The organism is Nonomuraea endophytica (genome assembly GCF_014203235.1).
Lineage (GTDB): Bacteria > Actinomycetota > Actinomycetes > Streptosporangiales > Streptosporangiaceae > Nonomuraea > Nonomuraea endophytica.
Window position 1 is genome coordinate 997,717 of record NZ_JACHIN010000001.1, and the last position, 11,930, is coordinate 1,009,646.

Here is an 11,930-nt window from a genome sequence, read left to right on the forward strand (position 1 = left end):
AGCCCGGGCTGAGGGCTCAGCTGAGCCCGGGCTGAGGGCTCAGTTGAGGGTTCCGGCCTCTTTCAGGGCTTCGACCATCGCTCGGATGGCGGGACGGCGGGCCGCGTCGGTGCGCCAGATGGCGTAGATGCGGCGGGTCTGCCGGGGCAGGGTGGGGATCGCGCGCACCCGCGACGGCATGCAGTCGCGGCCCAGCCTGGGCACGATCGCGCAGCCGAGGCCACCGGCGACCAGCGCCATCTGCGTCGGGTACTCGTCGGCCATCGAGACGATCTCCGGTTCGAGGTCGGCGCTGCGCAGCGTGTAGACCAGCCAGTCGTGGCAGATGGTGCCAGGCGAGGAGCTGACCCACCGCTCGCCGCTCAGCTCCGCCAGCTCGATCTCCCTGCGGTCGGCCAGGGGGTGGTCGGCGGGCAGGATCACGTCGGCGATGTCGTCGAGCAGGATCGCCTTGGACAGCCCGTCGGGGATGGCCATGGGCCGGTTGAGCCAGTCCTGGACGACGCCCAGGTCGAGCTCGCCCCTGGCGACCTCGCGCACGACGCGCTCCGGCTCCCGCTCGTTGAGCAGGACCTGAAGGTCGGGGTGGCGCTCGCGCAGCGCGCCGAGCGCGGGCGGCATCAGGCCGCGGGCGGCCGTCGGGAAGGAGCCGACGTGGAGCTTGCCGACGACCTCGCCGCGCAGCGCTTCGAAGTCGGCCTCGGCGGTCTCGACCAGGGCCAGAATGCGCTCGGCGTGTTCGGCGAGCAGTCCGGCGGCGTCCGTGAGCCGCACCCCGCGCCCGTTGCGCTCCATGAGCCGCGAGCCGGTCTCCCGCTCCAGCTTGGCGATCTGCTGCGACACCGCGGAGGGCGTGACCATGAGGGCGTCGGCCGCGGCGCCCACGGAGCCGTAGACGTGCACCGCGTGCAGGGCTTTGAGCCGATTCAGATCCAGCATCCGATGTGAGCCTCCTCTCGTAAGCCATCCTAAAGGGTTTAGCGTAGAAAGTCTCGCTTGTGGTTGATTGTGTAGCGAGAGAAAATATATGCATGAGAAACAACACCGCACAGAAGACCGAGACCTCCTACCTCAAGAAGCTCGCCGAGCAGGCCCGCGAGCAGCGCATCCGCGCCCAGAAGCCCGCCTCCAAGTAGTGAGGCCGCGCCATCTGGCCCTCGCCGTCGGCCTCGCGGCCGTGTGGGGCTTCAACTTCGTCGTCATGGAAGTGGGCCTGCGCCACTTCCCGCCTCTGCTGTACGCGGCGCTCCGGTTCGCCCTGGCCGCCTTCCCCGCGCTTTTGTTCGTGGGACGGCCGGGCGTACCGTGGCGCTGGGTCGCGGGTGTCGCGGCGGCGGTTGGAGTGGGTCAGTTTGGCTTTCTGCTGATCGGCATGCGGGCGGGGATGCCGCCCGGACTCGCGTCACTGGTGCTGCAGGCCCAGTCGCTCTTCACCGTCGTCTTCGCGGTAACCCTGCTGGGCGAACGGCTGACCGGCCGCCGGATCACCGGGCTGACCCTCGCGCTCGGCGGCCTCGTCCTCGTCGCCGTCGACTTCGGCGCATCAGGCCCGTTCGGCGCCTTCATGCTGTGCGTGGCCGCCGCCGCCTCGTGGAGCGTCGGGACGATCATGCAGCGCCGGGCCGCGCCGCCCGACTCGCTGCGCTTCATGGTGTGGGTGAGCGCGCTGTCGACGCCGCCGCTGTTCCTGCTGTCGTTCGCGGTCGAAGGCGTGCCCGTGCTGAGCGCCCCGCTCGAGGGCTGGCTGTCGCTGGGCTACGTGGCGTTCATCTCCACGCTCGGCGGCTTCGGCGTCTGGGGCTGGCTGCTGCACCGCTACGACGCCTCGGTGGTCGCCCCCTACACGCTGCTCATCCCGGTGTTCGGGATCTCCTCGGCCGCGCTGTTCGTCGGCGAGCCCATCGGCTGGGTCAAAGCGGGCGCGGCCGTTCTCATCGTCTGCGGCGTCCTTTACGCCGGTACGCGGCCCCGCTCGGCCCCTTCGCCGGCGCCCTCACCGGCACTGGCCGGGCGGTCGAGCCGGTAGATGACGTGGTCCCGGTCGTCGACCGGGTTGTCCGGCTCCAGCTCGCCCTCGGCCACCCGGCGCAGGCCCGCCTTCTCCAGCGCCCGCCACGAGGCCCTGTTGGCCTTGGACACCGGGACGATCACACACGTCGCCTCCGGGTCCGCCCAGGTCAACTCGACGATCGCGCGGATCATCGACGGGCCCAGGCCCTTGCCCACCTGCTCCTCGTCGCCGATCAGGTAGTCGATGCTGACCGCGCCGCCGGGCACCTCGAGGATCGGGGCCAGTTCCTCGGCGTACTCGGGGTAGTCGGAGTAGCGGGAACGCTGCACCAGACCCAGCGGGCGGCCGTCGAGGAAGACCAGCAGGTCCTCCGACGGCTCCTCGCCCCGGGCCGCCGGGCCGAAGTCGCGCGCGACGGCCTCCGCCGAGGTCTCGTGGTTCCACCACCGGGCCACGTGCGGCCGCTCCAGCCACTGCTTCACCAGCGGGAAGTCGTCCTCGGTGAGGCGACGCCAGGTGATCACCATGGCTTCGACAGTAGCCGACGAGCCTGCTCGCCGCCTCCGAATATCCGGCCGGGTCAGGCCACCGCGGCGGCGGCCTTGGCGGCGGCGGGCAGGGCGTCGCCGATGCGGTTGAGCGCCTCGTCGTCGTGCGACGCCGACAGGAACCACGCCTCGTACGCCGACGGCGGCAGATAGACGCCCCGGTCGAGCATGGCGTGGAAGAAGGCGGTGAACGCGGCGGTGTTCTGGCTCCTGGCCGCGTCGAAGTCGTTCACCTCGCGGTCGGTGAAGAAGATCGAGAACAGGCTGCCCGCCGCCTGCAGCCGGTGCGGCACGCCCTCGGCCGACAGCGCCTCGGCGGCCGCCTGGGCGACCGTGGCGGCCGCGGCGTCAACCCGGGCGTAGGCGTCCTCGTCGAGGTTGCGCAGCGTGGCCAGGCCCGCGGCGCAGGCCAGAGGGTTACCGGACAGCGTGCCCGCCTGGTAGACGGGGCCCTCGGGCGCCAGGTTGGCCATCACGTCGGCCCGCCCGCCGAAGGCCGCAGCCGGCAGGCCGCCGCCCATCACCTTGCCGAAGGTCATCAGGTCGGCGTCGACCGGGTCCAGGCCGTACCAGCCGGAGCGGGAGACGCGGAAGCCCGTCAGCACCTCGTCGACGATCAGCAGGGCGCCGTTGCGGGCGCAGATCTCCTTCAGGAACGCGTTGAAGCCGGGCGCGGGCGGCACCACACCCATGTTCGCCGGGCACGCCTCGGTGATCACACACGCGATCTCGGCGGCGGCGAAGGCCTCCTCGACCGCCTCGCGCGAGTTGTACGGCAGCACGATCGTGTCGGCCGCCGACGCGCCGGTCACGCCGGGGGTGTCGGGCAGCCCGAACGTCACCACTCCGGAGCCGGCAGAGGCCAGCAGGGCGTCCACGTGGCCGTGGTAGCAGCCGGCGAACTTCACCACCTTGGAACGGCCGGTGAAGCCGCGGGCCAGGCGCACCGCGCTCATCGTGGCCTCGGTGCCGGAGCTGACCAGCCGGATCTTCTCCACCGGGGCCATCCGGGAGACCAGTTCCTCGGCCAGTTCGACCTCGCCCGGGGTGGCGGTGCCGTACGACATGCCGTGGGAGAGCGCCGCGGAGACGGCCTCGACGACGGCGGGGTGGCGGTGGCCCAGGATCATCGGCCCCCAGGAGCAGACCAGGTCGACGTAGCGGTTGCCGTCGACGTCGGTGATGTAGGGGCCCTGGCCGTCGGCCATGAAGCGCGGCGTGCCGCCGACGGCGCCGAAGGCGCGCACGGGCGAGTTGACGCCACCGGGCACGACGGTCCTGGCGCGGTCGAACAGGCTCTCAGACTTGTCAGTACGGCTCACCCCTACAGGGTAGAGGCCGGCACCCGAGCCCGGTCAGTCGGTGAGCTGCTCCAGAACACGCAGCGGGTCGGGGAGCGGGCGGCCGTCCGGCGGGCGCAGCCAGGAGACGGGCTGGCCGGTCGGCAGCGTGGACGGCGGCGCGAGCACGTAGCTGTCGCGGCAGTGCCAGCGCAGCCCCGGGGTGTCGTCGATGGTCGCCGGGTCGCAGTCGAGATGGCAGGACCACCACTCGTCCTCGTCGTCCGGGTTGCCGCGCGTGGCCACATAAAACAGAACCCGGTCGCCGTTGGCGGCGACCGGGCCTGAGCGGGAGCCGGCTTCGTCGATGCGCGTGAGCGCGGCGAGTCCGGCCGCCAGGGGTACGTCGAAGACGTCGAAGACGCGTCCCGTGGGGAGAATCACATTGGCGTCGGGCTCGTGCTGCCACCAGCGGGTGAGCTGGGTGGCGTCGGTCGTGGCCTGCAGATGCCAGGCCGGGGAGAGCGGATGCGCGCCGGGGTCCGGACAGCCGAGGCGGTCACAGGAGCACGCGCGCGGCCCGTGCCGCAGCGGGTGCGCCCCCGGCGCGCTGGGCCAGCCGAGAGCGGCATAGCTCAGCACCGTGTCGATCCTGGTCGGGCGCGTGAGTTTCGCGGCCCGCTTCCGCGTACGCCGAGCGAGTGGTACCCCGACCATGGTGACTCCCGTTCGAAATTCCCGCGCGCCTGAGGAGGTCCCTGACCCCGGGGCTCCAACGCACCACCTGGGACACACCAGCACTTGTTATCGCACTCTAACGCACAGGTCGCAGGGGTGAGCGGGAAACCCCCACCTAGAGACGCCGAGCCACCTCGGTGGCCCAGTAGGTGAGGATCAGGTCGGCTCCGGCGCGCCGGATGCCGATCAACGACTCCATGATCATCCGCTCGCGGTCGATCCAGCCGTTGGCCGCCGCCGCCTCGATCATCGAGTACTCGCCGCTGACCTGATAGGCCGCCACCGGCACGTCCACGCTGTCGCGGAACTGGCGGATGACGTCGAGGTAGGACATCGCCGGCTTGACCATGACCACGTCGGCGCCTTCCGCGAGGTCCAGCCGTACCTCACGCATGGCTTCCTCCAGCGGCCCTCCGGGGTCCTGCTGGTGGGAGGCGCGGTCGCCGAACTGCGGTGCGCACTCGGCCGCCTCGCGGAAGGGACCGAAGAACGCCGAGGCGTACTTGGCCGTGTAGGCCATGATCGGAATGTGGGAGAAGCCCGCACCGTCCAGGGCGGCGCGGATCACGCCCACCTGGCCGTCCATCATCCCGCTCGGGGCGACCATCTGGGAGCCGGCCTCGGCCTGCGCCACCGCGATGGAGGCGTAGCGCTCCAGCGTGGCGTCGTTGTCGACCTCACCGCCGGGCGTCAGCACCCCGCAGTGCCCGTGGTCGGTGAACTCGTCCAGGCAGGTGTCGGCCATCACCACGATCGCGTCGCCGACCTCGGCGTTCACCTCGCGCAGCGCCTGCTGGAGAATCCCGTCGGGGTCGTCGCCCGCCGAGCCGCGGGCGTCCTTCACCGCCGGGATGCCGAACAGGATCAGCCCGCCCACGCCCGCCTCGGCCGCCTCGTGGGCGGCCTTGCGCAGCGACTCGCGGGTGTGCTGATAGACGCCGGGCATCGAGGCCACGGCCTGCGGCTCGGCGATGCCCTCCTTCACGAAGGCCGGCAGGATCAGCTGCGACGGGTGCAGGCGCGTGCCCGCGACCATCCGTCTCATGACAGGGGTACGGCGAAGCCGCCGCGGACGCGCGACGGGGAACTCAGCACTCATGTGACGAAACTCCTATTTGCGGCGGCGTGCCCCACGGCGGTTCTGCGAGGGCTTACGCGGGGTGTCACCCGCGGCGATCGCCGCCTGCCTCTGCTTAGCACCGTACTCGGCGAGGGCGGCGGCCAGCGCGGAGGCCGACGGTTTGTCCGCCATGACATCCACGCGCAGGCCGAACTCCTCGGCCGTCTTGGCCGTCTGCGGGCCGATGACCGCGATGACGGTGACGTTGTGCGGCTTGCCGGCGATGCCGACCAGGTTGCGCACGGTCGAGGACGAGGTGAACAGCACCGCGTCGAACCCGCCGCCCTTGATCGCCTCGCGGATCGGCGCGGGTGGCGGCGCCGCCCGCACGGTCCGGTACGCCGTGACGTCGTCGCACTCCCAGCCCAGCTCGGTCAGCCCGGCCACGAGCGTGTCGGTGGAGATGTCGGCCCTGGGCAGCAGCACCCGGTTGATCGGGTCGAGCATCGAGTCGTAGGGCGGCCACTCGGCGACCAGGCCCTCCGACGACTGCTCGCCCGAGGGCAGCAGGTCGGGCTTGACGCCGAACTCGACCAGCGCCCGCGCGGTCGCCTCGCCCACCGCGGCCACCTTGAGCCCGGCGAAGGCCCGCGCGTCGAGCCCGTACTCCTCGAACTTCTCGCGCACCGCCTTGACGGCGTTGGAGCTGGTGAAGGCGACCCACTCGTAGCGGCCGGTGACCAGGCCCTTGATGGCCCGGTCCATCTGCTGCGGCGTGCGGGGCGGCTCGACCGAGATGGTCGGCACCTCGTCGGGCACCGCGCCGTAGGAGAGCAACTGCTCCGACAGCGCCTTGGACTGCTCTTTGGTCCGCGGCACCAGGACCCGCCAGCCGAACAGCGGCTTGGTCTCGAACCACGACAGCTTGTCGCGCAGCCCGACGGCATCGCCGACGACGATCAGCGCGGGCTCGGTGAACCCGGCGTGCTTCAGGTCGGGCTGCAGCCTGCCCAGCGTGGTCGCCACCGTGAACTGCTCGGTGGTGGTGCCGCTGCTGCTGACCGCGACCGGCGTGCTGTCGGGCTTGCCGCCCGAGATGAGCGCCTTGCCGATGGCCACCGCGTCGCCGATGCCGTTGTAGATCACCAGCGTGCCGGGACAGGCGGCGTGCGAGGCCCAGTCCTGGTCCTGCGCGGCGTCGACCACACGGAACTCCGGCACATCGTCCGCCGGCGGGATGCCCGCGTAGGTGAGCACCGCGGTCGCGGGCGGCACACCGGGCACGATCTCGAAGTCCACCCCGGCGGCGGTGCAGGCGGCGACCTCCTCGGTGATCGAGGAGAACAGCATCGGGTCGCCCTCGCACAGGCGTACCACCAGCCCGCCGTCACCGGCACGCTTGAGGTAGTCGCCCTCGACCACTTCGACGCCCTCGCGGCAGTGCTTGAGCAACGGGCCGAACAGGTCCTCGTCGAGGACCACCGCGTCGGCCTTGCCTAGCAGCTCGGCACCACGCAACGTCAGCAGGTTCGGGTCACCTGGACCCGCACCCACGAACGCCACGAAACCGGAGGTGGGACTATCGGCGCTCAATGGGAATGCTCCCCCATCAATCTGTCGGCTCCCTCGGCGAGCATCTCGGCCGCCAGCAGGCGGCCCAGGCGATCGGCGTCCGAGGAGGAGCCGGCGGCGGACTTGCGGACCGCAGCCTGGCCGTCGAGCGAGACGACGGCGGCGGTCAGGTTCAAAGTCTGCCCGTCATCAGCGGCGAAGGCACCCACCGGAGCGGAGCACCCAGCCTCGAGAGCGGACAGAACGGCGCGCTCGGCCGCGACCGCGGAGCGCGTCCGCGGGTCGTCGAGCACGCCGAGGAAGGCGATCAGGTCGGCGCGGTCGGCGAGGCACTCCACCGCCAGCGCGCCCTGGCCGGGCGCGGGCAGCATCTCCTCGACCTCGAAGATCTGGGCGATCTCCGTGTCGCGCCCGATCCTGGTCAGACCCGCCGAGGCGAGTACGACGGCGTCGAGCTCGCCCGAGGTTACCTTGCCGATCCGGGTGTCGGCGTTGCCGCGGATCGGGACGTACTCCAGGTCGGCCCTGAGCGCGCGCAGCATCGCGACCCGGCGCGGCGAGCCGGTGCCGACCCTGGCGCCGGACGGCAGGTCGGCCAGCTTGTGCGCGCCGACCAGCGCGTCGCGGTGGTCGTGGCGGGTGGGCAGGGCGGCCAGCGTGAAGCGCTCGTCCCGCTTGGTCGGCAGGTCCTTGAGCGAGTGGACGGCGAAATCGATCTCGCCATCGACCAGCTTGTCGCGCAGCGCGCTGACGAACACGCCGGTGCCGCCGAGCTGCGCCAGGTGCGCCTTGGTCACGTCGCCGAAGGTCGTGATGCCGACCATCTCGATCGCCCGGCCGGTCGCGTCGGTGTAGCCGTCGGCGACCATCTGCGACTGCGTCATGGCCAGAAGGCTCCTGCGCGTTCCCAGCTTCAGGGTCACAGCTCCACCTCCCTCACGGCCTCGGGCATCTTCGGATCCAGGTCGAACAACTCGCGCAGAGCTTCCGCATAATGATCGCCCCCTGGGGAGGTGGCGAGCTGTTTGACACGCACAGTGGGCTCATGAAGGAGTTTGTCCACCACGCGCCGCACGGTCAGCGACACCTCGCCGCGCGCCCTGTCGTCGAGCTCGGGCAGGCGCATGAGCAGGCGGCCCAGCTCGGCCTCGACGACGTCGGCCGCCTTGCTGCGCAGCGCCACCACGGTCGGGGTGACCCTGGCCGCGCGCTCGGCGTTCAGGAAGGCCGCCAGCTCGTCGGCGACGAGCGCGCGCACCGTCTGTACGGCGTCGCCCTCCCGCGAGCCGATGCCCGACTCCTGGATGGTCTCCAGGTCCACCAGCGTGACGCCGGGCAGCTCGCGCACCGCCGGGTCCACGTCGTGGGGCAGCGCCAGGTCGAGCAGGAACACCTCTGCGGCCGGCCCGCCGGTGAGCATGGCCGGGGTGACCACGTGCGACCCTCCGCCGGTGCACGTGATCACAAGGTCGGCCGTCGCGAGCTCCTGGGGAACCTCGCGCAGCGTCACCGCCCGTCCGCCGACCGTCTCGGCGAGCCGTACGCCTCGCTCGAAGGTGCGGTTGGCGACCACGATCTCGCCGGCGCCCGCGCGGGCGAGCGTGGCGGCGGCGAGCGAGCTCATCGAGCCCGCGCCGACGATCAACGCCCGCTTGCCCTCCAGCGATCCGGCGAAGGCCAGGCCCGCGGAGACCAGGGACGCGCCCGCCTGGTCGATGCCCGTGTCGGCGTGGGCCCGCTTGCCCACGCGCAGCGCCTGCTGGACGAGCTCGTTCAGCGTGGCGCCGACGGTGCCGTGCTTCTGGGCGAGCTTGAGCGCCCTGCGCACCTGGCCGAGGATCTGGCCCTCGCCGACCACCATCGAGTCGAGGCCGCACACCACCGAGAACAGGTGCTCGACCGCGCGATCCTCATAGTGGACGTACAGGTGCGGCGTCAGTTCGTCGACGGGCACGCCGGTATGGACGCTCAGCAGCCTGCTGACCGCCGTCACGGCCGCGTGGAAGCGGTCCACGGCGGCGTAGACCTCGACCCGGTTGCAGGTCGAGACCACCATCGCCTCGGCGACGCAGACGTCCTGCTGCACGTCGTAGAGGAGCTTGGAAAGAGTGTCCCCCGACACCGAGACACGTTCGAGCATGGCCACCGGAGCCGTCCGGTGGCTGAGTCCGATCGTCAGAACACTCATTGACTGTCCACGGCCATGAGTGGCCCCCCAGCTTTGCGTTGCTCATGGAACGCAAGGATCTGCAGTTCTATTGATAGGTCAACCTTACGGACATCGACGCTGTCCGGCACTGAAAGTACGACAGGAGCAAAGTTCAGGATGCTGGTCACGCCCGCGGACACCACCCGGTCGCACACCTCCTGAGCTGCCACGGCAGGTGTGGCGAGCACCACGATGGAGACCCCGCGCCGCCCGATCACGGCTTCCAGTTCGTCGATGTGTTCAACATTCAACCCCGCGATGTCGTCGCCCACGATTTCGGGGTCGGCGTCGAGCAGGGCGGCGATCCGGAACCCCCGGGACACGAAACCGCCGTAGTTCGCGAGGGCACGGCCGAGGTTGCCGACGCCGACGATGGCGACGGCCCAGTCCTGGGTCAGGCCCAGCTCCCGCGAGATCTGGTACACGAGGTATTCAACGTCGTAACCCACCCCCCGCGTGCCATAGGACCCCAGATGCGACAGATCCTTGCGGAGCTTGGCCGAATTGACGCCGGCGGCGGCCGCCAGGTCTTCGGACGAGACCGTGGCGATGCCGCGCTCGGCCATCCCGTTCAGCGCCCGCAGATATAGCGGGAGCCGTGCGACCGTTGCCTCGGGTATGCCTCGGTCACGGGGCTGGGACGGGCTCTTCACGTGCCGGAGCTCCAGGGGAACGGGCGGCCTCTCGACCGCGTCATGGGAATCGAACCGTCTTTCAGGTTAATCCCTTTGTGAACCGACGCACAAAGTCGCCACTACCGTTGACCCCATGCACGAGATCACTCTGTACGGCCGGCAAGGCTGCCACCTATGCGACGACGCCCGCGCCGTCATCGCGAAAGTCGCGGCTGAGCTGGGGGTCAGGTGGACCGAGGTGGACATCGACAGCTCCGCTGAGCTCCGGGAAAAGTACAACGACATGATTCCGGTCACGCTCGTGGACGGGGTGCAGCACGACTTCTGGCGCGTGTCGGAGGAACGCCTGCGGGCGGCCCTGGGAGGTTAGAAGAGCGCCGTCGGCAGGGGGACGACCTTGGCGGCGTTGACGTTGAGCTCGATGATGTTGGTGGCCAGCACCATGGCCTGGCGCTCGTTGACGAACCGCTCGACGTGGGGCTGGCGCTGGTGGTCCTGGAAGGCCACCTCGTCGCGGTAGAGCTCGTAGACGATGCGCTGCAGGGGCGCGGACTTCACCGCGTGGCAGGCGTAGACGAGCGTGTCGGGCTCGCCGCGGCGCACGGCCTCGACGGTCATGTCGGCCAGGCGGTCGAACATCTCGCCGGATCCGTCCATCAGCGTGAAGACGGTCAGCAGGCCGTAGATGCTGGGCGACGGGCGTCCGCCGACGGCCGGCTGGGGCGCGCTGGGCTGGAAGACCTCGGCGCCCGGGTAGACGACGCCGGTGTTCGGCATGTTGTAGCTGTCGGGCTGCTGGGGCTGGGGCGGGCCGCCGCTGTGGCGGCCGAGGGCCTGCTCGCCGCCGTTCATGATGTAGCCGGTCGAGGGGCCGGGGTCCATCGCGGGTGCGGGACTCATGTGGCCCGTGGCCGAGTTCATCGGGTTCATCGGGTTCATGTGGCCGGTTGCCGGGTTCATCGGGTTGTAGCCCACGTCCTGGTCACCGGCGCGGTACTCGGCGACGAGGTCGCTCAGGCCCGAGGGCCTGGGCCGCGGGGGCTCCAGCGGCGCCTGCGCCTCCATGCGGGCCGGCGTGCGCTCAGGCACGGCTCTGCGGCCCGCGGAGGCGGATTCCCAGCTCTCGCTCTTGATGTCGTCCTCCTCGTCCTCGTACGGCGCGAGCGGGCGCAGCACGGCATACCAGATCGCCGCGGCGGCCACCACGAGCAGCGCGGTGGTGAAGACGCCGGGCACGGCGAAGCGCACCGCGCCGATCAGGGCCAGCGCCGAGGGCGCGATGACGGCGGCGGCGTGCAGGTTGTCGGTGTCGTAGTCGTCGCCGTTGCGCCAGCGCAGGGCGGCGACCACCACACAGCCGAGCAGGATGAGCGCGGCGATCACGTGCGAGCCGAGCAGGACGGAGCTGGCGATCAGGCTCCAGTGGGACGAGCCGGGCGGCAGCGCCTTGGCCATCTCCGTGGCCTTGAGCACGGGGTCGAAGACGATCACCACCGAGCTGACGATGGTGAACGCGACCCCGAACAGCCAGGCGAGGAACTTCGGCGGCGTCTTCTCCGCCAGCAACTGGATGAGCCCGATCGCCATCCACAGCGGGGCGATCAAGGATCCGGCCAGTTGGTAGATCCGGAACGTGCCCTCGCCGAAGCCGATAAGGTAGCCCGTGCCGATCGCGCCCAGCGCGATGCAGAGCATCGCCGTGGCGACCGTCCAGGCGATCAGCCACCCTTCGCGCTCCTCACGAAGACTACGGATCAGGGCACCGGTTGCGATCGCGGCGAGGAGCGCGCCCGCGAACGCGATGACAGCAACAAGGATCTCCATGGTGACTCCAATGCTGCCTGACGATGCCTCCCAGCCGGTAGCCGAAGAGGGAA

Annotated in this window: 12 protein-coding genes; 2 read left to right on the top strand and 10 right to left on the bottom strand. The window is 70.7% G+C overall.

The features are described 5' to 3' along the window. Window positions 1–39: 39 nt before the first annotated feature. A complete protein-coding gene (locus HNR40_RS04850) occupies window positions 40–939 on the bottom strand; it encodes a LysR family transcriptional regulator (protein ID WP_184958633.1) in 900 nt (299 codons plus the stop codon). A gap of 196 nt (window positions 940–1,135) precedes the next feature. Here HNR40_RS04850 and HNR40_RS04855 point away from each other — a divergent pair, with 196 nt between their 5' ends. Beyond that, window positions 1,136–2,026, top strand: a complete 891-nt coding sequence (locus tag HNR40_RS04855) for an EamA family transporter (RefSeq protein WP_184958635.1) — start codon at window positions 1,136–1,138, stop codon at window positions 2,024–2,026. Here HNR40_RS04855 and HNR40_RS04860 read toward each other — a convergent pair. The 8 genes from HNR40_RS04860 to HNR40_RS04895 all read right to left on the bottom strand — a co-directional run bounded on the left by HNR40_RS04860 (window position 1,951) and on the right by HNR40_RS04895 (window position 10,071). Then, window positions 1,951–2,538: a GNAT family N-acetyltransferase gene (locus tag HNR40_RS04860; RefSeq protein ID WP_221339920.1), complete on the bottom strand. Its 588-nt coding sequence runs from the start codon at window positions 2,536–2,538 to the stop codon at window positions 1,951–1,953. The genes HNR40_RS04855 and HNR40_RS04860 overlap by 76 nt on opposite strands. 53 nt (window positions 2,539–2,591) lie before the next feature. Next, complete coding sequence (hemL, locus tag HNR40_RS04865; protein WP_184958636.1) at window positions 2,592–3,881, bottom strand: glutamate-1-semialdehyde 2,1-aminomutase; 1,290 nt, start codon at window positions 3,879–3,881, stop codon at window positions 2,592–2,594. A 33-nt stretch (window positions 3,882–3,914) separates the two neighbouring features. Next, window positions 3,915–4,556 (bottom strand): bifunctional DNA primase/polymerase, encoded by a 642-nt coding sequence (locus HNR40_RS04870; RefSeq protein WP_184958638.1) that lies wholly within the window; start codon window positions 4,554–4,556, stop codon window positions 3,915–3,917. A gap of 136 nt (window positions 4,557–4,692) precedes the next feature. After that, window positions 4,693–5,676: a porphobilinogen synthase gene (gene hemB / locus HNR40_RS04875; RefSeq protein ID WP_184958640.1), complete on the bottom strand. Its 984-nt coding sequence runs from the start codon at window positions 5,674–5,676 to the stop codon at window positions 4,693–4,695. Between the two features lie 12 nt (window positions 5,677–5,688). After that, window positions 5,689–7,230 (bottom strand): bifunctional uroporphyrinogen-III C-methyltransferase/uroporphyrinogen-III synthase, encoded by a 1,542-nt coding sequence (locus tag HNR40_RS04880; RefSeq protein ID WP_184958642.1) that lies wholly within the window; start codon window positions 7,228–7,230, stop codon window positions 5,689–5,691. Further along, the gene (gene hemC, locus HNR40_RS04885) at window positions 7,227–8,132 is read right to left on the bottom strand and encodes a hydroxymethylbilane synthase (protein WP_312896181.1); all 906 of its coding nucleotides are present in this window, start codon (window positions 8,130–8,132) and stop codon (window positions 7,227–7,229) included. Before hemC ends, HNR40_RS04880 begins: the two co-directional genes overlap by 4 nt. Further along, a complete protein-coding gene (locus HNR40_RS04890; RefSeq protein ID WP_184958644.1) occupies window positions 8,129–9,397 on the bottom strand; it encodes a glutamyl-tRNA reductase in 1,269 nt (422 codons plus the stop codon). Before HNR40_RS04890 ends, hemC begins: the two co-directional genes overlap by 4 nt. Continuing rightward, window positions 9,394–10,071 carry a redox-sensing transcriptional repressor Rex gene (locus HNR40_RS04895; protein ID WP_184958646.1) on the bottom strand — a complete coding sequence of 226 codons (678 nt, stop codon included), beginning with the start codon at window positions 10,069–10,071 and terminating at the stop codon, window positions 9,394–9,396. The genes HNR40_RS04890 and HNR40_RS04895 overlap by 4 nt, the downstream gene beginning before the upstream one ends. 115 nt (window positions 10,072–10,186) lie before the next feature. Between HNR40_RS04895 and HNR40_RS04900 the strand changes: the two genes are divergently transcribed. After that, a complete protein-coding gene (locus tag HNR40_RS04900; RefSeq protein WP_184958648.1) occupies window positions 10,187–10,423 on the top strand; it encodes a glutaredoxin family protein in 237 nt (78 codons plus the stop codon). Here the strand turns inward: HNR40_RS04900 and HNR40_RS04905 are convergent. Continuing rightward, window positions 10,420–11,877, bottom strand: coding sequence for an antibiotic biosynthesis monooxygenase (locus tag HNR40_RS04905; RefSeq protein WP_184958650.1), 1,458 nt, complete (start codon window positions 11,875–11,877; stop codon window positions 10,420–10,422). The genes HNR40_RS04900 and HNR40_RS04905 overlap by 4 nt on opposite strands. Between the last annotated feature and the right edge of the window lie 53 nt (window positions 11,878–11,930).